20 protein-coding genes are annotated in these 21,626 nt (G+C 33.6%); 11 read left to right on the forward strand and 9 right to left on the reverse strand.

Annotated elements, in window-relative coordinates:
• Nucleotides 1–55: 55 nt before the first annotated feature.
• Nucleotides 56–292, reverse strand: a complete 237-nt coding sequence (locus DMB68_RS19240) for a hypothetical protein (protein ID WP_110348263.1) — start codon at nt 290–292, stop codon at nt 56–58.
• An 83-nt stretch (nt 293–375) separates the two neighbouring features.
• Entirely contained in the window at nt 376–1,539 is a 1,164-nt protein-coding gene (locus DMB68_RS19245) for a THUMP domain-containing class I SAM-dependent RNA methyltransferase (protein WP_110348264.1), read from the reverse strand.
• Nucleotides 1,540–1,698: 159 nt separating this feature from the next.
• On the opposite strand from DMB68_RS19245, the gene DMB68_RS19250 reads away from it, so the two are divergent.
• The gene (locus tag DMB68_RS19250) at nt 1,699–2,463 is read left to right on the forward strand and encodes a class I SAM-dependent methyltransferase (protein ID WP_110348265.1); all 765 of its coding nucleotides are present in this window, start codon (nt 1,699–1,701) and stop codon (nt 2,461–2,463) included.
• Nucleotides 2,464–2,478: 15 nt separating this feature from the next.
• Nucleotides 2,479–3,147 carry a ZIP family metal transporter gene (locus DMB68_RS19255; RefSeq protein WP_110348266.1) on the forward strand — a complete coding sequence of 223 codons (669 nt, stop codon included), beginning with the start codon at nt 2,479–2,481 and terminating at the stop codon, nt 3,145–3,147.
• Between the two features lie 270 nt (nt 3,148–3,417).
• On the opposite strand, the gene DMB68_RS19260 is transcribed toward DMB68_RS19255, so the two are convergent.
• Together DMB68_RS19260 and DMB68_RS19265 are read right to left on the reverse strand one after the other, a co-directional pair.
• A complete protein-coding gene (locus DMB68_RS19260) occupies nt 3,418–5,805 on the reverse strand; it encodes a TonB-dependent receptor domain-containing protein (RefSeq protein ID WP_110348267.1) in 2,388 nt (795 codons plus the stop codon).
• A gap of 156 nt (nt 5,806–5,961) precedes the next feature.
• On the reverse strand, nt 5,962–7,095 hold the full coding sequence (locus tag DMB68_RS19265) for a helix-turn-helix domain-containing protein (RefSeq protein ID WP_110348268.1): 1,134 nt from the start codon (nt 7,093–7,095) through the stop codon (nt 5,962–5,964).
• A 179-nt stretch (nt 7,096–7,274) separates the two neighbouring features.
• On the opposite strand from DMB68_RS19265, the gene murQ reads away from it, so the two are divergent.
• The 8 genes from murQ to DMB68_RS19305 all read left to right on the forward strand — a co-directional run bounded on the left by murQ (nt 7,275) and on the right by DMB68_RS19305 (nt 13,625).
• Complete coding sequence (gene murQ / locus DMB68_RS19270; protein WP_110348269.1) at nt 7,275–8,087, forward strand: N-acetylmuramic acid 6-phosphate etherase; 813 nt, start codon at nt 7,275–7,277, stop codon at nt 8,085–8,087.
• An 89-nt stretch (nt 8,088–8,176) separates the two neighbouring features.
• Nucleotides 8,177–8,398: a DUF6095 family protein gene (locus tag DMB68_RS19275; RefSeq protein ID WP_110348270.1), complete on the forward strand. Its 222-nt coding sequence runs from the start codon at nt 8,177–8,179 to the stop codon at nt 8,396–8,398.
• A gap of 57 nt (nt 8,399–8,455) precedes the next feature.
• Nucleotides 8,456–9,028, forward strand: a complete 573-nt coding sequence (locus DMB68_RS19280) for a pentapeptide repeat-containing protein (protein ID WP_110348271.1) — start codon at nt 8,456–8,458, stop codon at nt 9,026–9,028.
• A 2-nt stretch (nt 9,029–9,030) separates the two neighbouring features.
• Complete coding sequence (locus DMB68_RS19285) at nt 9,031–9,606, forward strand: DUF1572 family protein (RefSeq protein ID WP_110348272.1); 576 nt, start codon at nt 9,031–9,033, stop codon at nt 9,604–9,606.
• Between the two features lie 151 nt (nt 9,607–9,757).
• A complete protein-coding gene (locus DMB68_RS19290; protein WP_110348273.1) occupies nt 9,758–10,129 on the forward strand; it encodes a DNA topoisomerase IV in 372 nt (123 codons plus the stop codon).
• A gap of 32 nt (nt 10,130–10,161) precedes the next feature.
• Entirely contained in the window at nt 10,162–10,935 is a 774-nt protein-coding gene (locus DMB68_RS19295; protein ID WP_110348274.1) for a TerC family protein, read from the forward strand.
• Between the two features lie 144 nt (nt 10,936–11,079).
• Nucleotides 11,080–12,993 (forward strand): DUF294 nucleotidyltransferase-like domain-containing protein, encoded by a 1,914-nt coding sequence (locus DMB68_RS19300; protein ID WP_110348275.1) that lies wholly within the window; start codon nt 11,080–11,082, stop codon nt 12,991–12,993.
• 2 nt (nt 12,994–12,995) lie between these two features.
• Complete coding sequence (locus DMB68_RS19305) at nt 12,996–13,625, forward strand: 3'-5' exonuclease (protein ID WP_110348276.1); 630 nt, start codon at nt 12,996–12,998, stop codon at nt 13,623–13,625.
• Between the two features lie 28 nt (nt 13,626–13,653).
• On the opposite strand, the gene DMB68_RS19310 is transcribed toward DMB68_RS19305, so the two are convergent.
• The 3 genes from DMB68_RS19310 to ychF all read right to left on the reverse strand — a co-directional run bounded on the left by DMB68_RS19310 (nt 13,654) and on the right by ychF (nt 16,742).
• The gene (locus tag DMB68_RS19310; protein ID WP_110348277.1) at nt 13,654–14,568 is read right to left on the reverse strand and encodes a YihY/virulence factor BrkB family protein; all 915 of its coding nucleotides are present in this window, start codon (nt 14,566–14,568) and stop codon (nt 13,654–13,656) included.
• Between the two features lie 103 nt (nt 14,569–14,671).
• Nucleotides 14,672–15,349 (reverse strand): TIGR02117 family protein, encoded by a 678-nt coding sequence (locus tag DMB68_RS19315; RefSeq protein ID WP_110348278.1) that lies wholly within the window; start codon nt 15,347–15,349, stop codon nt 14,672–14,674.
• Between the two features lie 298 nt (nt 15,350–15,647).
• Nucleotides 15,648–16,742: a redox-regulated ATPase YchF gene (gene ychF, locus DMB68_RS19320; RefSeq protein ID WP_110348279.1), complete on the reverse strand. Its 1,095-nt coding sequence runs from the start codon at nt 16,740–16,742 to the stop codon at nt 15,648–15,650.
• A 293-nt stretch (nt 16,743–17,035) separates the two neighbouring features.
• Between ychF and DMB68_RS19325 the strand changes: the two genes are divergently transcribed.
• Nucleotides 17,036–19,771, forward strand: coding sequence for a TonB-dependent receptor (locus DMB68_RS19325; RefSeq protein WP_110348280.1), 2,736 nt, complete (start codon nt 17,036–17,038; stop codon nt 19,769–19,771).
• Between the two features lie 73 nt (nt 19,772–19,844).
• On the opposite strand, the gene DMB68_RS19330 is transcribed toward DMB68_RS19325, so the two are convergent.
• Nucleotides 19,845–21,008, reverse strand: a complete 1,164-nt coding sequence (locus DMB68_RS19330; RefSeq protein WP_110348281.1) for a hypothetical protein — start codon at nt 21,006–21,008, stop codon at nt 19,845–19,847.
• Between the two features lie 149 nt (nt 21,009–21,157).
• On the reverse strand, nt 21,158–21,508 hold the full coding sequence (locus DMB68_RS19335) for a 4Fe-4S dicluster domain-containing protein (protein WP_110348282.1): 351 nt from the start codon (nt 21,506–21,508) through the stop codon (nt 21,158–21,160).
• Between the last annotated feature and the right edge of the window lie 118 nt (nt 21,509–21,626).

The raw sequence follows: 21,626 nt of genomic DNA on the forward strand, positions 1-21,626 counted from the left end.
TGAAAATTGAAAATCTATTGCTGCATTTGAATGTATAGAGTAGCAAACGATTTGATTATCCAATTTCTTTAATTCCTTTTATGAAAATCCATTTCATAAAAAGCTTTTCGCCATCTTTAGTTTTCAGTGCCTTAAATTGCGGAGCGATCAAAGTTGCCACAATAAAAGCTGTCATCGGAATCCAGATTCCTGTTAATCCTGTGTATTCTGCAACTATAAATCTTACAAGGATAAATAAAATTGCGAAACATCCTAATTGGTATAAAAAAGCCCTTACTTGTAATTTTGTCATTTTTTTTCTTTTTAAGGTTCAAAAGTTATACGAGGTACAAAGCGACAAAGGTTTTCTCTCAGTTTCTTTGAATCTTTACCTATTTATTCATTAACTTGGAATTTCGTTCTTTTGCTTCCTTCGTACATTTCGTATTTTACTAAACGTGCTTCCAGACTTCCATTGAAAAGTTTTATTTTTCTCGAAGGCTTTAGACCAACAAATTTCAAAGCCTCAAGGTTTGCAGTTATAAACCAGGCGTTTGTTCCAGGATAACTTTTCTTTAAGGTATCACCGATATTTGCGTAAAATCTTTCCATTTGAATATCCAGACGTTCATCATAAGGAGGATTGAAAACCATATGTAGCTTCCCTTCAACTTGCTTTTCAGTATCAAAAAAATTATCTTCAGAAACCGCAACATAATCATCCAAATTGGCATTTCTGATATTATCTTTCGCTTTGTTAACAGCACTTGGAGCCTTATCAAAACCTTTAATTGTATAATGAAATTCTTTAGTTTTTTTCATCAGGCTGTCAACAATTTTATCGAATAAATCGTTATCCCAGTCTTTCCATTTTTCGAAAGCAAATTCTTTACGATTAATATTAGCCGGAATATTACAGGCAATCATAGCAGCTTCTGCCAAAAAAGTTCCGGAGCCACACATCGGATCCAAAAAGTGACTTTGTCCTTCCCAACCCGATAGTAATAAAATCCCTGCAGCCAAAACTTCGTTAATCGGAGCAATATTAGTCGCCGTTCTGTAACCACGCTGATGCAGTGAATTTCCTGAAGTATCCAAAGCTACTGAAACCTGATCTTTATCGATATGAACATTAATTCTTAAATCAGGAAAAGCCTTGTCAATGCTCGGTCTTTGTCCGGTTCTTTCTCTAAACTGATCTACAATAGCGTCTTTACATTTTTGAGAAACAAACTCAGAATGGTTAAAATAAGTAGAATGAACCGTAGCATCAATTACAAAAGTCTGATTGGCATTCAGCAATTTAGACCAGTTTACACCTGAAATTCCTTTATATAACGCTTGTTCATTATTGGCCCTGAATGAATAAATTGGTTTTAAAACTTTAAGAGCTGTTCTAAGTGACAAATTGGCTTTGTACATAAACCCTTTATCACCTTTAAAACTTACCATCCTTACCCCTTTTTCGACGTCCTGAGCACCAAGATCACGCAATTCTTTTTCTAATATTTCTTCAAAACCAAAAAAACATTTGGCTATCATTCTAAAATTTTCTTCCATCTTTATATTTGAATTAAAACAGATTTACAATCAAAATCAAATCTGCAATAAAAACATTCCAAATTGCACAAGAATACATCAGGTATCAGCGCGAAATAGTTATTTTTCGGCAAAAATACACTAAATTTGCCGGACTTTGAATTAATTGAAATAGAATAAATGTCTGAAGCACCTAACTCATCAACGCCTAATCAGGATCGTAATACCGAAAACTGGTTTACATCATGGTTTGACACTCCGTATTATCACATTTTGTATAAGGATCGTAATTACAGGGAAGCTCAGATTTTTATGGACAATCTTACACATTATCTAAACTTGCCCGAAAAAGCAAAAGTATTGGATTTAGCTTGTGGAAAAGGGCGCCATTCTATTTACCTAAACCAACTTGGCTTTAATGTTTTAGGAGCCGATTTATCTGAAAACAGCATTGCCGAAGCCAGCAAAAACAGCAACGAAACCCTGCATTTTAAAGTGCACGACATGCGTGAGCCTTTTGAGGAAAAATTCGATGCTATTTTTAATTTGTTTACCAGCTTTGGTTATTTTGAAAATGACGATGATAATCTGACCACCTTAAAAGCAATCAAAGAAAGTTTATCCGAATATGGTTTTGCCGTAATCGATTTCATGAACGTGGTTCAGGTCATTGAAACTCTTGTTCCCGAAGAAATTAAGACCGTAGAAGGGATAGATTTCAAGATAAAAAGATATGTTGAAGACGGACACATATTTAAAGAAATTGATTTTGAAGATCAGGGGCATCAATATCATTTTACCGAAAAAGTAAAAGCGCTAACATTAAAAGACTTTCAGGATTTGATGGAGGAAGCCGGTATTTATCTTTTAGATATTTTCGGCGATTATAAGCTCAAAAAATTCCACAAAACCGAAAGCGAACGATTAATCATGATTTTTAAATAATTTGATAATCAACAAATGAATTATCTATTACCCTTATTTTCTGTACTTTTAGGTTATGTAGTGGCTTTGTTTATAAAACCAAAAAACAAAACCAATCTTAAGTTACTGCTTGCTTTTAGCGGCTCTTTTTTATTGTCCCTAACCGTAATGCATCTTTTGCCTGAAGTTTACGAATCACATAATCACAATATCGGATTATTTATCATGGTCGGAATTTTATTCCAGATCATTCTCGAATTTTTCTCTAAAGGCGCAGAACACGGACACGTTCACGGGCATGCAAAAATGTCTCAGATTCCGTGGCTGCTTTTCATCAGTCTTTGTATTCATGCCTTTTTAGAAGGATTCCCGGTAAGCCATCATCATGGTTTGGCTATCGGAATTGCAATTCACCATTTACCAATTGCCGTGATTTTAACTACATTTTTCATCAATGCCAGCCTGAACAAGAAAGCCATTTTTGCTTTTATGGTAACTTTTGCGATAATGACTCCATTAGGAACCGTAGCTTCAGATTTCCTGCCTTTCTTAAATGATTATTATACTGAAATAACAGCCGTCGTAATCGGAATTTTATTCCACATTTCATCAACTATTATTTTCGAAAGCAGTGAAGGACACAAATTTAATGTAGCCAAAGTTTCGATGATTGTACTGGGAATTTTACTGGCTTTCTTTCTTTAATTAGTGAATTAGAAAATTATTTGCATTGACTAATTATCTAAATTCATTTTTTCAGAACCTCCAAAAACATCATCTAATTACCTAATTGACTCATTATCTAATTATATACTATCGTTTGTGTGAGGGATAGCAGCAAACTACCGAAGTAGTGCGGATAGCCCGACCGCATTTACAGAAGGCGCATATAAGCGGTTTGTTAAGTGGCGCCTTTTGCAAATGTGGTCACACCCAAAAAAATTATCTAATTATCAAATTGACACATTATCTAATTTAATTCCCCGTTCTCTTTTTCTCATCCTGGTTTCCAAAAGCACGTTCTTTCACATTAATCTTCTTATTTCCAAAATTATAAATCACAGATAAACGCACGAATCGGTTACTTTCATTTTGGCTGTAAACTTGTTTTACACCGTTTACTACCGAAGTAAAATCTTTTAAATAAGACGTATTAAAAATATCATTCGCCAAAAAAGCAATCTGCAATGTTTTGTTAAATAAATCCTGTTTGAAGCCAATATCAAAACTAGAAACATAGCCTACTTCATACAAACCATTTTTAAAAGGCGTGCTGAAATTAAAATCAATTTGAAGTTTTGTTGTTTTTCCTAAAATAAATGTATTGTTTGTAGTAAAATCTATTTGTAGACTATTTGACGGCATAGCATTAAAATCCTTTGTGAATTCTGTTTTTGAACCTAAAAAGTACAAAGAATTTTCACTTTCCCACCAATCTGTAAAACTGGCTGAATATGTTTCACCCAAACCATAATTCAAACCTTTAAAATAGTTTTCACGCGTTACAATCTGTGTATTCGTTTCCGGAATTGAGGTAAAAATAACACCATAACCGTTTGTAATGACATTCATAAAAATGCTCGTTCTCAAAACCTCTTTATAAGAATGTGTTAATTCAAAATTATCACTAAATGAAGGTTTCAAAAACGGATTTCCTTCAGAATAACTATTACTGTTAATGTAAACTTTAAATGGATTCAGTAAATCAAAACGGGGCCTGTTGATTCTTTTTCCATAATTCAGACTAAAAGTATTATTCTCATTTCTTTTGTACGAAGCATAAAAGGTTGGAAAAAACTTTAAATAATCATTTACATTTTCCTGATTAAGCGTTTCTGAAAATCCTGTCGTTTGTGTGTTTTCAAGCCTTAAACCCAATTGAAGGTTCCATTTTTCATTTATCTTTTTATCTCCGTTAATGTAAATCGACTGATTATTTTCAGTGTATTTAAATCTATTGGATTGATTTGGGTCTAATTCCGGTGTTCCCGAAATAGTATCGTAAAAAAGCACATCACTTACGCTGTTTGTAAAACTCATTTTTGTACCATAAGACAAATTAAAGGCTTGAAACGGATGTTCCATATCGGCCTTAAAACTCCAGTTATCAATATCCTGATTCGAAATATTTCTTCCTGCTTGATTTACATCCACAAATTGCATATCAGGAGTATAATTGTTAGCGATAAAATTTCTGTCAAATTTTGAGTTGTAATTGAAATAATCCACATCAAAAGACAATTTTCGATTCAAAGCATCTAATTTGGTAATCAAATGTGCATTGTAAATCTGATTTTTTGATCCTTTATCTGTAAAGCTTTTATTCAGTGTCACATTCTGCAATTCATTTTGAAGATTATACTTTTCAATTCTGATATCTGAGCCAAAATCAGGATTATTTCTGTCATTCATAAACTGAAAACCAATAGTTGTGCGATCAGAAAAATCATAATCCAAAGCCAATTTTCCGGAAAGATTTTCATTTTTCACTTTTGTGACACTTGTCATTTTAGAGAGTCCGTCAGGAAAATACATTTCCAAATTTTCATCAGCATTTTTATAACCGGTTTTTCCATTCAGGCTTGCCGAAAATCGAAACTTGTTTTTATTGTAAAAGAAATTATCCCTCAAAGTATAAATTCCATATTTATTTTGGTCGTATGAAGCCGTCGTTGTGTTTTTCCACAAATCACGGACGCCTCTTTTCATGATAATATTAATCAGTCCGCCAAAACCGTCCGCTTCATATTTTGCCGGCGGATTGCTGATAATCTCAATGTTTTTAATATCACTTGCTGATATTGATTTTAAAAAATTATTCAGTTCTTCGCCAGTAAGTTCAATCAATCGTCCGTCGATCATGACACGTGAAGTTCCTTTTCCTAATAGGGTAATCAAATCGTTTTTTACTACTACACCAGGCGCTGTATTTATAGCACTCAGAGCATCACCTCCTGTTGTGTTAATATTGTTTTCAGGATTGTAAACCAAACGGTCTGTTTTCTGTTCGATGGTTTTATTTTTAGACTGAATGAAGACCTCGCTTAATTTTGTTTCATTTTCTTTGAGAATAATTGTGCCTAAATCGGTATCCTTTTCCAATGAAATTTCTTTTTCATAATCAACAAAACCTAAAACACTGATTCCGATTTTATATGAACCGCTTTTAAGATTGATTTCAAAAGAGCCATCTTGTTTGGTTACAGTTCCGTTGATAATTTTTCCTTCGGAATTTAATATCGAAACATCTGCCCATTCTAACGGAGTTGTTTCAGTTGCTATTTTTCCTTTTAATTTTAATGTGGATTGTGCCAAACAAAATAAAGGCAATACTAAAAAGATAAGGAGATGTAATTTTTTCATGGTTTCTAATTTTAACTTGTTCGATGAATTTGAAGCAAAGTTGCCTTAGAAAATCTCCGTACGCGACCGACAAAATAAAGTCGAACCATTTTCTGTTGGGAAAATTGGTTCGACTTTATTTGCTATGAAGTACGACTTTTTACAAAACGTTTATTTTCAACCGTTTCTGTAAGCTGTTGGCGTTAAATTTGTGTATTTTTTGAAAGAAGTATTAAACGAGGATTTTGAATTAAAACCTACTTCGTACAATATTTCGAGAACCGTAAGCTGACTTTTTGATTGGTCTTTTAAAATATGCATGGCTTTTTGAATGCGATATTCATTCACAAAATCAAAAAAATGCTGATCCATATGATGATTAATCAAAACAGATAAATCCCGAGCCGGAATATCAATTTGATTGGCCAATTCCTGAATTGTAAGCGACGGATCAAGAAAAGGTTCTTTCTCTGTCATATATTGTCTTAAACCTGAAATCTGACCACTAATTATGTCGTTTTGTGAATTTACAGATTCTGATTTTTCTTCAACTTCAGGAATAATATCTTTGATTAGTTTCAATTTAGAATTAATTCCTCGAAAAAGTTCCGGATGTTTTAAGGCTTTCATTATAAACCAGCAGGTTATAAATAATGCTATCGTTCCGACAAGCACGTTTGCCCAAAGAAAAACTTCTCTAAAACCGCTGTAGCGTATTATATTTTTTGACAGTACAACAGAATGTGCAGCAAGAAAAACGCAAGTCATCTGAAAAAGCCATTTATAAGTCGAAGTACCCGGATTGGTGTAATTTTCTAAATAGATTTCTTTGTACTTCTTCAAAATCAAAAATACACTCACAATATAATACACATACTGAAATTCAATCAAAATCTGAATAAAGTAAATCTCAGACATTTGATTTAGTATACCGGTAAAAGTTCCTTCCTGAATACTTATGTATATTCTGGGAATAAAAAGTAAATTGGTAATAATAAAAGGAAGCAAATGAACTAAATGTTTCCTTTGTAATTTAAAATCCGAATAACAGGCAGAAAGCACATAAAGATAAAACGACGGCATTCCTAACAAACAGAATGTGGATCTGAAAATCTCTAAATTCCTGTGATTTTCATTGTATATGTAAGTGAAAAATCCGCTGAGATCAATGGCAGAGAAAATAAAAAAGAAAGCAAATAAACGGTTTGCCAATTTGTTTTCAGTTTTAACGGTCAGCAGAAAAAACGCCATTAATAAAGAAACGAAAACTGAAATTTTGGCGATGCCTTCAAGTAAAACTAATTGATCCATTTATCTTCTATTATGTAACAAATATAACATTTTAGTTCTTTTATCAAGATTTATGAAGTGGTTTCACCCGAAACAAAATCATTCAAAAAAAGATTAAAATCTTAATGACTTTGCTTTCTAATTTTTCCCGATTTGCGATAAAAAAGTTTAATTTTGGAGGATAACTATTTCTACAAAAAATGACGTTTACAAAAACCACAGAACAATCCTCAAAATACGAACATTTAGAAAAAATGTCAGTTCATGAACTGTTGACTAATATTAATAACGAAGACAAAACTGTACCCAATGCTGTCGAAAAAGCATTACCGCAAATCGAAGCTTTAGTTACGCAGACTGTTGTAAATTTAAAATTAGGCGGACGTATTTTTTACATCGGAGCCGGAACATCCGGACGTTTGGGTGTTGTAGATGCTTCTGAATGCCCTCCTACTTTTGGAGTTCCTTTTGATTTGGTAAACGGAATCATTGCCGGAGGAGACACAGCAATCCGCCGTGCGGTAGAAAATGCCGAAGATAATGCAACACAAGCCTGGATTGATTTACAGGCACATAATATCACCCAGAACGATATCGTGATTGGAATTGCTGCTTCAGGAACTACTCCTTATGTTATTGGCGGTTTAGAAACCTGTAACGAAAATAATATTGCTACAGGCTGTATTACCTGTAATGAAGGAAGCCCACTGGCACTAACAGCAAAATTTCCTATAGTAGTCGTTGTAGGTCCTGAATTTGTAACGGGAAGTTCGAGAATGAAAGCCGGAACTGCACAAAAACTGGTTTTAAATATGATTTCGACAGCTTCGATGATTCAGCTCGGAAAAGTAAAAGGAAACAAAATGGTCGATATGCAATTGAGTAATATTAAACTGGTTGACCGTGGAGTGAAAATGATTATGGGAGAAATTCCGGTTTCGTATGAGGAAGCTTCTGAATTATTAAAAAAATACGGCAGCGTTAGAAATGCTGTTGACAATTATAATAAGTAAAAAGTTTTCGGTGAAATGTGAGATGCTGCTGCTTAACTACAAAGCTTAAACTTGTAACCTGAAACTTTTTCAAACCTGAAACAAAAAAAATGGCAACAAATAAACAATTATTAGGAAAAGGAATTAAATATTTATCGGGCTCATTGCCTTTGTTATTTATTGGCCCGTCATTGATTTATAATGCCTTTATGAACCAGCACACCGCCTGGCATTATCTGGTATTAGGAATTGGGATTGTGGCCTGTCTGAGTGCCATGTTTTTAATTTTTTACGGATTAAAGATTATCATGAAAGGTTTGTTTAATGACTAATATTTACTGACAAAACAAATTTCACCATAGTTTCTTTAATCTCTTTATTCAATTAAAATGGAAAGTCTAATACACATTCAGAAAACATTCGAGAAAGTCATTTATATTGACAAAAAGATAAACAACCGTGAGTTTGAGGATTGTGTTTTTAAAAACTGTGATTTTTCTAACAGCAATTTCGCTTACAATACTTTTTTAGACTGCGAATTTATCGACTGTAATTTGTCAATGACCAGTCTGGCCGGAACGAGTTTAAAGAATGTAACTTTTAAAAACTGTAAACTTTTAGGAATTGCTTTTAACGAATGTGATGACTTTTTATTTCAGGTTTATTTTGAAGAAAGTGCGCTGGATTATGCTATGTTTTCGAATAAAAAAATGCCTAAAACAAAGTTTATCAATTCTTCTTTGCGAGATGTAACTTTTATAGGAACCAATTTAACCAGTTCGGTTTTTGATAATTGCAATTTAGACGGAGCCATCTTTAACGATACACAACTGGCAGCTGTTGATTTTAGAACCGCTTACAATTATAAAATTGATCCCGAATTTAACCCAATGCGAAAAGCGCAATTTTCGACCCAGGGAATAGTGGGTCTTTTAGATAAATACGACATTAAAATAGTGTAATTATGGAAGCAAATGAATCTTATCTGGAAAGCGTTAAAAAGCAGTTTTTGTATTATAAAATGCTGGGCGAAAAGTCAATCGATCAATTAGAACCTGAACAGCTTTTTGTTGCTTTAAACGATGATATCAACAGTATTGCAACCATAATCAAACATATTTCGGGCAACATGCTTTCGCGATGGACTGATTTTTTAACTTCAGACGGAGAAAAAGAATGGCGTAATCGTGATGCCGAATTCGAAAACGACTTACAGTCTAAAGAAGGTGTTTTAGAAACCTGGAACAAAGGCTGGAATTGTTTTCTGAACGCTTTGAACAGTTTAAAACCGGAACAACTTTCGGATATTATTTATATCAGGAATGAAGGCCACACAGTTATCGAAGCCATAAATCGTCAATTGGCACATTATCCTTATCATATCGGACAAATTGTTTTTTATGCCAAGCAATTAAAAAAAGGAGACTGGGAAAGCTTATCAATTCCGAAAAACAAATCCGGGAATTACAATGCCGAAAAGTTTGCCAAAGAAAAACAAATAAAGAACTTTACGGATGATGAATTAAACAGACTGAAATAATTACTTTTCTCTTTTAAAATTCTACCTGGTGAAAACGATTACCCTAGCCCTGGTGGAAGCGGCATCCTTTTGTGGCGTCCCGATAGCTATCGGGAACCACAAAAGATATAGCGGACAGCAGGATTAGCTTCTTATAAAACAACTTATTAAAATGAAAAAAATTATATTCTTACTTCCACTATTAGCCTTACTATCCTGCTATAACGCAGAACACAATTGTAAAGATTTCAAAAACGGAAAATTCAAATTTGAGTTTGAAGTAGATGGCGTTAAGAAAACAACGATTTTTGAACGCAAAGACAGTATTGAAATTGAAACTTTTGAAGGAAAAACTGATACCTCAACAATACGCTGGGTAAGCGATTGCGAATATGTATTGCAGAAAAAGCATCCTAAAAATATGGCCGAAGAAAAAGCCATTAATATGAAAATATTAACAACTTCGAAAGATTCTTATACTTTTGAATTTGGAATGGTTGGTTCTGAAGAAAAACAACGCGGAAAAGTTTTTAAAATCGAATAAAAATAGTAAATTGAATGTAAATTAAGTTTTACATGGAAGTATTTTTAAACCCGGATGCCTGGATTGCATTACTAACACTAACTTTTCTGGAAATTGTTCTAGGAATCGACAATATCATTTTCATATCGATTGTCACAGGAAAACTACCTGAAGATGAACGAAAAAAAGCAACCCGGATTGGTTTGTTTTTAGCTATGTTTATGCGAATTGCACTGTTGTTTGGAATCTCGTATTTGATTGCCATGAAAGCTACCGTTTTTAGTATCCACTGGGGTTGGCTGGAAGGTGATTTTACAGGTCAGGCATTAATTTTATTCTTTGGAGGCTTATTTCTGATTTACAAAAGTACCAAAGAAATAAGCGAAAAGGTAGATCATAAAGGGCATGAGGAAAAAACACTCAACACAGCTGCAAAAAAATCATTTTCGAATATTATACTTCAGATTTTACTGATTGACCTGATATTTTCTGTAGATTCTATCTTAACTGCTGTTGGTATGACAAATGGCGTTCATGGAGCATTAACTATTATGATTACTGCAGTTATTATTTCGGTTGCGGTGATGATGCTCTTTGCGGTTCCGGTGGGGAATTTTGTAAATAAAAATCCATCAATACAAATATTAGGACTTTCATTTTTGATACTAATTGGTTTTATGCTGATTACTGAAAGTATGCATTTGTCAAATGCGGCTCTGGCAGGAGAACACATAGGCGCAGTTCCAAAAGGTTATTTGTATTTTGCCATTTCATTCTCTTTGGCTGTCGAATTTATCAATATGCGAATCCGAAAAAAGCAATTATAAAACAATATTTAAAAAGTTCCTTTCCGGAACTTTTTTTGTTTAACAAATAAACCTGATATTTCACAAAATATAGTTTGAATAGCAACTGAAATTTGTTTCTTTTACAATTCTGTTTCTATTTTAAAATTTAGTACTTAATCCAATATGAAAAATACCATTTCACATAGAGTTGCCGATTTTTTGAAGCACTTCCCTCCTTTCAATCTGCTGCATCAAAAAGACCTTGAAAAATTATCGGAACAGATTTCTATTATTTACAAAGAAAAAGATTCGGTAATTTTTTCTGAGAATGAAAAAACACATGACTCCTTTTATGTAGTGCATAAAGGTGCAATTGCTCTTAAAAAGAATCAAAAAACCCTTGATATGTGCGATGAAGGCGATATTTTTGGATTAAGACCGCTTCTGGCGCAGGAAAATTATGTTATGGAAGCCAGTACTTATGAAGAAAGTATCTTATATGCAATACCTATTGCCGTTTTTAAGCCTTATGCCTTAGAAAACAAAGCCATTGGAAATTTCCTTATCGAAAGTTATGCTTCGAATACTAAAAACCCATATTCTGAAGTTCATAAAAACAATTTATATGGTGAAATTATCGCTCTTGATAATCAGAATTCCGATAAAGAAATATTTGATTTACAGCCAGTAAAATACTCAAAAAAAATTGTTACCTGCGGCCCTTCAACTACTGCAAAGGAAATTGCAAAAATACTGACTAAGAAAAAAGTAGGAGCTATTTTGATTGTTGATGAAATGCTCCCAATCGGAATTATTACAGATAAAGATTTGCGCAACAAAATCGTTTCAGGCGACTACCCTATTACAACGCCTGCCGAGGCTATTATGACATCGCCCGTTATTACGTATTCTAAAAAAATGACGGTTACTGAGGCACAAATGGCGATGATTAAAAGTAATATCAGTTATTTGTGTCTTACCAAAGACGGAACAGTAAATACAAAAGCTGTTGGTATTTTATCCAAACATGATCTTATGGTATCGCTGGGAAATAATCCGGCCGTTTTGATCAAAGCATTAAAAAGAACTACAAAAGTTAAAGAAATCAAGCCAATCAGGGCCAGAATCATGCAGTTATTACAAGGATATCTAGACCAGAATATCCCGATGACGCTGATTACAAAAATCATAACCGAATTAAACGATGCCTGTGTAAATCGTGTTATCGATATTTCGCTGGAAAAAATGAATACTCCTCCCCCGGTAAAATTTACCTGGCTGGCTCTCGGAAGTCAGGGCCGGGATGAGCAAATGCTGCATACCGATCAGGATAATGCCATTGTGTATGAAAATGTTTCTGAAGTTTTTAAGGATGAAACCAAAGCCTATTTTCTAAAATTAGCCACGTATATCAACAAAGGACTTTTTACTATAGGCTATGAATATTGTCCTGCCGAAATGATGGCATCCAACCCAAAATGGTGTATGAGCCTTGACGAATGGAAAAATCAGGTGGCTTACTGGATTAAAAATCCGGGTAAAAATGAAGTTTTGCTATCGTTCATCTTTTTTGATTATAGTGTAAAATATGGGAATCGTGAAATTGTAGACCAGCTATCTGATTCAATATTTGAGAATGTAAAAGCTAATCCTATTTTTTATGTTCATTTGGTGAGCGGTGCTCTGCAAAGCCCATCTCCTACTGGCTTTTTCAGGCAATTTTTAGTGGAGCAGGATGGCGCCAATAAAGATCAGTTCGATATTAAAAGAAGAGCCTTAATGCCTCTGACAGATGCAGCCAGGGTTCTGATTTTGTCACATTCGGTAAAATCTATAAGCAATACTGCTGAACGTTTTGAAAAATTAGCCGAACTTGAACCTCAAAATAGTGAACTGTACTTATCGTGCTCTTATTCGTTTAAAGCTTTATTGAAATTTAGGACAAAACAGGGCCTTTTGCATCACGATTCAGGACAATTTATCGCTTTGGAATCCCTTTCTAAAATGGAAAAAATAAAACTGAAAAGAACTTTTAAAACCATTAAGGAACTTCAGGAATTAATTTCAGTACGTTTTAATGTTTCTAATCTTGTATAAGGATGAGTTTATTTAATTTTTGGCAAAAAGAAGAAGAAAAATTTTTCGATGAAAACATCACCATCGAAGAAACACGTTTTGTGGTTCTGGATACAGAAACAACAGGATTTGATTTTACAAACGACCGGATTTTATGTATTGGCGCACTTGTTTTACAAAATGGCACTATTTCGGTTCAGCATAGCCTTGAGATTTATATAGAGCAGGATCATTATGATGAATCGACTGCCCAGATTCATGGTATTTTGAAAGATTTTGTTGTAAAACGCCCTTCAGAATTAGAAGCTTTGGAACAGTTTTTAGCCTATTTGGGAGATGCCATTATTATTGCACATCATGCGTATTTTGATATCACAATGATTAACAAAGCCCTTGAAAGAAATGGTTTTTCAGAGTTAAAAAACAAAGCACTTGATACCGGAGTTTTATACAAAAAAACTTTAATAAAATCTCATCTCTTTGAAAGAAAAGACCATTACTCATTAGATGATCTGGCCGATAAATTTGATATTTCAAAAAAAGACCGACATACCGCATTGGGAGATGCTTACATAACTGCTATTGCCTTTTTGAAAATTGTAAAAAAATTAAGAGAAAAAAAAGAGGTTAATCTGAATCAGCTTTTTAAATAATTTTGAGTCAGGGTTTCAGACTAAGATTTTACTCACTAATTTCAAAAATCTCTTTCTTAATTTCTACAGAATAATCGTTTGGAGAAATATTTCCTCCAAAAGTTTTCGCATAAACTTTAGTAAACTCAGCTCCAAAATATAAAATAATAGCCGAGTAATATACCCAAACCAATATAATAACTACGGATCCTGCAGCTCCGTAAATATTTGCTATAGTGGAACTTCCCAAGTAAAACCCGATAGCAAACTTACCAATCATAAACAATACTGAAGTAAATCCGGCTCCAATAAACGCATCTTTCCATTTTATATTTCCATCAGGCAATGTTCTGAAAATGATCGCAAAAAGAAGTGCTATACTCCCTAATACAATGATAATATTTATAAAATAAAACAGATATACTGTACTTTCTGGAAAATAAATCTTTAATCTGGAATTTAAAACATCTAAAGTTGCATTTAGCATTAAACTGACTAACATTAAAAATCCAACTGACACGATCATTGAAAAAGACATTAGCCTGTTTTGAATAAATTTTTTAAGACCTTTATTAGGTTTTGCACGTAATCCCCAAATATAATTAATAGAACTCTGTATCTCAGCAAAAACTCCAGAAGCCCCTATAAGTAACATAATTACGCCGAAAACAGTTACAAAAACATTACTATCTGAAAGCTGCACATTTTTTATTGCTTCCTGAATTTGTTTGGCAGCATCGTTTCCAACCAACTCATTAATCTGACCATACAGCTGACCAGTAACAGCTTCCTCGCCAAAAAAGAAACCACAAATAGTAATAATGATAATTAACAATGGTGGCAAAGCAAAAATGGTGTAATAAGATAATGCAGCACTCAATTTTATAGCGTCATCTTCAGTAAATTCTAAAAAAGTTCTTTTTAGCAGATACCAGGATTTGGAAAGAATATTTTGATTTTTCATTTACTGATTTTTTAATATTCTCTCAAATTTAAGGAATATTAAAAATCATTCATTCTCTTATTTTTACCGAATTTTATATTTTTTCCATGCTAATAAATTTTATTTACTTATAGTGACAAAAAATCCCTTTATCATAAACTGTCCACAAGCTCGCTTTTTGATTAGCTGCTTTTAAAGCATTGTTTGCCCAGGTATTACAGGTATAAAAAAGGCTGTAGCTTCCTTTTGCTTCATAAAAAGCATCTTTTTTTCCGTAGCTGTGACCTTCAATCCACTCAGGGTGAACTGAATCACTAAAACTGTCTGAAATATAAGTAACTAAACTTTGATAATCTTCTTTTGAAATTAAAATACGTTTGCAGTCATCTCCTTCTTTCAATTGTTTAAAAAATGTAGTATGCATGGCAGATGAGCTGACACCAAATGCTGCTTTTAATGCCGTACTGGCTTTCAGGTCTGACCATTCCGGAGTATACAGATAGAAACCTTTGTCGCCCCACCCGAAAGCAATATAATTCATCAATGAATCTTTTGATTGTGTATGACTAAACTGGATTTCGTTGCGCCAGTCTTTGATTTCGTTTTTTACCGGAACAACAATATCAGTATGAACGCCGTTTGAAAGAATGTAAATCGGAATTGCGTTTTGTTCTTCAACCTGAACAATATCAGAATTGACCGTTATTTTTGAAATTAGAAGAACTGATGAAACGTACAACGCAAGAAAAGCGAAAATTCCGAAAAGTGTCCAGCCCAGAAATTTGAAAGTTTTTTTTAGCATTTTGATTGGTTTTTAGATTTAGTTATTGGTTGATTTTCTGTAACCAATTTTTGAGCCAAAAATTTACATTCGAAAAAACAGGGCACGGATTTTTCTGATTCGCTTTCGCGAAAGCGCAGATTTACACGGATTTTTTTTCTTACTTTTTTTTCTTTTCTCATTTTGTCATCCTGATGAAGGTAGGAATGACAAACTTTATGTAAAACCAATTCAATAGTTATTAAACATAAAAAAACTGCTGAATTTCTCCAGCAGTTTTCTCTATTCTTTTTCTTCTTTCTTCTATGCTCTAAGAAAACTATACGTTAAAACGGAAATGCATTACATCACCATCTTTTACAACATATTCTTTTCCTTCTACTTTGAATTTCCCAGCCTCTTTAGCTTTTGCTTCAGAACCATATTGAACGTAGTCTTCGTATGAAATTACCTCAGCACGAATAAAACCTTTCTCAAAATCAGTATGGATAACTCCTGCAGCTTGTGGTGCAGTTGCTCCGATATTTATTGTCCAGGCACGAACTTCTTTTACACCAGCGGTAAAGTAGGTTTGTTGCTTTAATAATTTGTAAGCAGCACGAATTAAAACGGATGCTCCCGGCTCTTCCAATCCCATATCTTCAAGGAAAACCTGACGCTCTTCGTAACTTTCTAATTCTGTAATATCAGCCTCAGCTCCAACAGAAAGAATGATAACTTCTGCATCTTCGTCTTTCACTAATTCACGAACCTGATCTACATATTTGTTTCCGTTTACAGCAGAACCTTCGTCAACATTACAAACGTATAAAACTGGTTTTGCAGTAATTAACTGAAAAGATTCTAGTAAAACTTCTTCATCATTACTTTGAGGCAAAATTGTTCTTGCAGATTTAGCCTGTAATAAAGCTTCTCTAATTCTGTCTAAAAGCGCTTTTTCTGTCTGAGCTTCTTTATTTCCGGTTTTTGCAGCGCGATTTACTTTTTCTAAACGTTTTTCAACAGTTTCTAAATCTTTAAGCTGTAATTCGATATCAATTGTTTCTTTGTCACGAATAGGATTTACGTTTCCGTCAACGTGTACAATATTATCATTGTCAAAACAACGTAAAACGTGAATAATAGCATTACATTCTCTAATGTTTCCTAAAAACTGGTTTCCAAGACCTTCACCTTTACTTGCTCCTTTTACTAAACCTGCGATATCAACAATATCAACAGTTGCCATCTGTACACGTTCTGGTTTTACCAATTCTTCTAATTTATTGATTCTCGGATCCGGAACATTTACAACACCAATATTAGGTTCGATTGTACAAAACGGAAAGTTGGCACTTTGCGCTTTTGCATTAGATAAACAATTAAATAATGTTGATTTTCCAACATTTGGTAATCCTACAATTCCTGCTTTCATCTGTTTGTTTCTATATTATTTTATTCGGCCTTTTTGTTCAGGCTCAACATTAATCCCTGTAATTTAATTCTTTATGAATTACTCATTTCTTTTAGTTTCTGCCAAATTGCTATTTTTTGGCTTTAAAATTTTGCAAATATAAGATTTAATAACTCGGGAGTGAAGTAAAAATGTGTATTAATGTATTTTCCGATGTCTACTTTTAAATTTTTAAACTTTTTACTAATATTTTGTTAAAAAACATTAATTTTATAGAAACAACAAACAAAAACAAACCAAAAAATTAAACAACCATGAAAAAGATTGCATTATTTTTATTTCTGATAAATTCAGCTTTTCTTTTTGCCCAAAAAGAAGTTTCAGGGACCGTTAAAGACAAGTCAGGCGCACCCTTGCCGGGTGTAAACGTTGTCGAAAAAGGAACAACAAACGGTGTTTCTACCGATTTCGAAGGTAATTTTGTTATTAAAGTAAAAGAAGGAGCCACCTTAATTTTTACTTATGTCGGATACGCTGCTGTAGAAAAACCAGCTTCAGACAGTAAAATAGAGGTTATTCTCGACGAAAGCGGTGGCCAGATTTTGAGCGATGTTGTAGTCGTAGGTTCGAGAAGTACAAAAAGAACGGTTGTCAATTCGGCTGTCCCTATTGATGTCATTAATGTAAAAGATGTTACTACACAAAGCGGAAAACTTGAGATTAACGAATTATTACAATATGTTGCCCCGTCATTCAATGCTAATAAACAATCCGGTTCTGATGGTGCCGATCACGTTGACCCTGCTTCTTTAAGAGGAATGGGACCTGATCAGACTTTGGTTTTGATTAACGGAAAAAGAAGACATCAATCATCGCTTATCAATTTATTTGGAACTCGTGGGCGTGGAAATACAGGGACCGACTTAAATGCAATTCCGGCTGCTTCTATCAAAAGAATTGAAATTCTGAGAGATGGAGCTGCTGCGCAGTATGGTTCTGATGCCATTGCAGGTGTAATTAATATTGTCACAAATGATAATGTAAAAGAATTTACCGGAGCTATAACTTATGGTGCCTTTAATACCGATGCAAAAGGTGATTTCCCTGAAGGAACTGCCAATACAAAAGGTTACAGATTAGACCAAAACGGAAACGGAAATTCTTTTGGAAAAGATCAGGATTTTGATGGAGGTTCTGTAAAAATATCGGCTAATTATGGGGTTCCAATTGGCACCAAAGGTGGTTACGTAAATGTTACCGGAGAATTTTTGAATAAAAACAAAACCTTACGTCCTGGTTTTGATTTTCGAAAAGGTTTTGGTGAAGCTGAAATTCAAGGAGTAAACTTTTTTGTGAATTTTGCTGTTCCAATTTCTGAAAAAACTCAATTTTATGCTTTTGGAGGAAGCAACTTCAGGAATACAGACGCTTATGCTTTTACCAGAAATGATGGTGAAAGAGTTGTAGAGGAAATTTATCCGGGAGGCTATACGCCAAGAATTACCTCAAAAATAAACGATAATTCAATTGCAGCAGGAATCAAAACCGAAACTTCCGGAGGCTGGAAATGGGATTTCAGTAATACCTTAGGAAAAAACAAATTTCATTACGATATAAAAGGAACTCTAAATGCTTCACTTGAAGAAAAATCTCCAACAGAATTTGATGCCGGAGGCCATAGCTTGCTTCAAAACACTACTAATGTAGATCTTTCTAAAAATTATGGAGACATTCTTGGAGGTTTAAATTTAGCCTTTGGAGCCGAATTTAGAGTAGAACAATTCGAAATTTTTGCAGGAGAACAAGGTTCATACGCCACCTATGACACAAATGGAAATCCGATTACCGATCCAACGACACAGAGCCCACCAACAGTTCCAAATCCTGATTATGATCCTACAGATCCTGAATCATCTCCAACTATCGCAAGACCTGGAGGTTCTCAGGGCTTCCCAGGGTACAGTCCTGCGAATCAAGTCAATGAAAACCGCAATAATTTCTCTTTATACACCGATGCAGAATTAGACATTACTGAAGCTTTTATGGTTAGTGGTGCCGTACGTTTTGAAAATTATAGTGATTTTGGAAGTACCATAAATGGTAAATTCGCCTCAAGGCTTAAAATTACAGATAACATTAACTTAAGAGGATCTGTGAGTACCGGTTTCCGTGCTCCATCTTTAGCGCAAATTTATTACAATTTGCGTTTTACAAACTTTAGTTCTGCCGGTGCAACAGAAGTATTATTAGCCCCAAATGACAGTGAGGTTACAAGAGCTTTTGGAATCCAAAAATTAAATGAAGAAAAAGCGATAAATGCTTCTTTAGGATTTACCGCTAATTTTGGGGATTTTACTGCAACTGTAGATGGCTACTTAATTAATGTAAAAGACAGAATTGTATTAACGGGTTATTTTGACGCTTCAGCTTTAGGTCTTGGTGTTGACAAAGCCCAGTTTTTCGTAAATGGTGTAGATACCAAAAGCATCGGACTTGATGTTGTTTTAGCATGGAAAAAAACAATTAATGAAAACAGATTAAGCGCAACCTTAGTTGGAAACATTAATGATATGAAAATCGATAAAGTAAAAAATGGTGATTTAGAAGAAAAAACATTCTTTGGAGAACGTGATAAAGCTTTTTTACTGGCCTCTGCCCCACCAAATAAATTTGGACTGAACCTAAACTATGGCAGAAAATGGTTTGACGCAGGACTGGCATTTACCAGATTCAGTGAAGTAAAACTATTAGATTATCAAATGGACGAAGATCCTGAAGATTACAGAACTGATCCGTCTGAAACTGATGAACAGGTATTTTCAAACCAAAAGAGAGCAGCTACAGACACTTACGGTGCCAAAATTGTAACCGATCTGACTTTAGGTTTTAAACTTTGTAAGTCTACCAAATTAAGTATTGGCGCCAATAATTTGCTAAATATTTATCCAGATCAGCAAGATGATTGGGTTGAAGCAGGAGGTTATTGGGATGCTGTTCAAATGGGGTTCAGCGGAGCTTATTACTATGCAAGGCTTGGATTTAATTTTTAATCCTAAAAATATAAAACGAAAAATCCTGAGTTATCCTCAGGATTTTTTTATTTCAATCTGTTATTTGCTAAAACTACAACTTAAATTCTAATGCATCTATAAGCCCTTTTTCTTCTTCAGTAGCAGTGAATCCGGAAATATCCCAATATTTAGTCAGAACTTTATTTTTTTTGTTGAAAAGTGATTTTTCCTTAAAAACATCACTTTCTTTATATGTGAAATTTTGTCTGTTGAAATTGGTCGTAATAAAACTATTGCGAACCTGAATATTTTTGATCTCCTCTTTCAAAACCAAATCATATCCTATCTCTTCATTTGCAGTCAATAAATAATAATCCAAACCATCTATCCTATAATTAACCCTTACAGATGATTTTGTAATGTTTTTAGAACCAATTTGCTCGTTCTCCTGAATTTCTGCGAGATTTGTAGGTAAAATAATAACACTAAATTCTACTATCAGCTTTTTTTCAGGATCATAAACTATTTCATAGGTATCTAAGGCAGTTTTTGAATTATCTAACGGCGTTACAGACATAATATAATAGTTGTTATTGTTAGGATGTCCCTTGGTTGTAAAGCTGTATTCCTTTTTTGTTTTTGAATCCAAAAGAGGGTCAAAATACTTTAAATTTGAATAATTTTCCATGATATTATTCAAATTGTAGCCCATTAAATCAGCACTAATATCACTTTCCAACAAACCATAAGACCTGTTTTGCTCTACCAATAATGTAGTAGTTGCTTTTTTCTGGCTGACTGAAAACTGAAAATTTACAAGTCCGTCATTATAATAAGAGTATTTGTTATTTAACAAAAAAAATTCTCGCACATATACTTTTAAGCGGTAAGAAGCAGCTAATTTTTGCCTTGAATTAATAACAATTTTTTGCAGAATTTTTTGTGGGTTTTCATGAGAAACAACTATTTCATCTAATTTATTATGATTGCTTTTAAGATAAACTACAAATTGATCTTGCTTTAGAGCGGCCCAGCGAAGCGTCAATTTTTCATAGTTAGTTTCAGAAACCTGAACATTTGAAGCTCCGTTCAATTCAAAAGTTACTTTGCCTTCTTTATTACTTATTAAAGTCTGCTTGGTTTTCATGATAAATACGGTTGCATTTTCAATAGGCAGCTGCGTTTCAATATCTTTTACAAGAATAGAATACTCAGTATTTTGTGCAAAAATACCGACACTAAATAACAGAATAAATACAAGTATTAGTCTTCTCATGGTAATTAGTAAAATACAAAAATTATTGCCAAATTTAACAAAAATAAAACATTAAAAACCAGCTCAGTACGAAATAAATTAAATATTTTATTTACAAAAAAAAATCCTAAGTTCTACACTCAGGATTTTTTATATCATAATTCAGAAAATTATTCTCCATGCAAAAACGCTTGTCTATTTAACAAGGTTTCTTCATCTTCTACGTGATTATCATCTGGTACACAGCAATCAACAGGACATACAGCAGCACACTGAGGTTCGTCATGGAAACCTTTACACTCTGTACATTTTCCAGGTACAATATAATATACTTCATCCGAAATTGGTGTTTGAGCATCATCTGCATCAACTTCTGTTCCGTCTGGTAAAATTACTGTTCCTGAAAGACTTGTTCCGTCTTTATATCTCCAATCATCAGCACCTTCATAAATTGCTGTATTTGGGCACTCTGGTTCACAAGCCCCACAATTAATGCATTCGTCAGTTATAATTATTGCCATCTTATTCTTGGTTACGAGTTAAAAATTATAAGATCTCACAAACATTTTATTCTGCTTTGCCTTATAACTTAATATAGCTTATTTTTGTGCAAAATTACAATCAAAACCTTTCATAAAC

It is taken from the genome of Flavobacterium hydrophilum (assembly GCF_003202405.1).
In the GTDB taxonomy this organism is placed as follows: Bacteria; Bacteroidota; Bacteroidia; order Flavobacteriales; family Flavobacteriaceae; genus Flavobacterium; species Flavobacterium hydrophilum.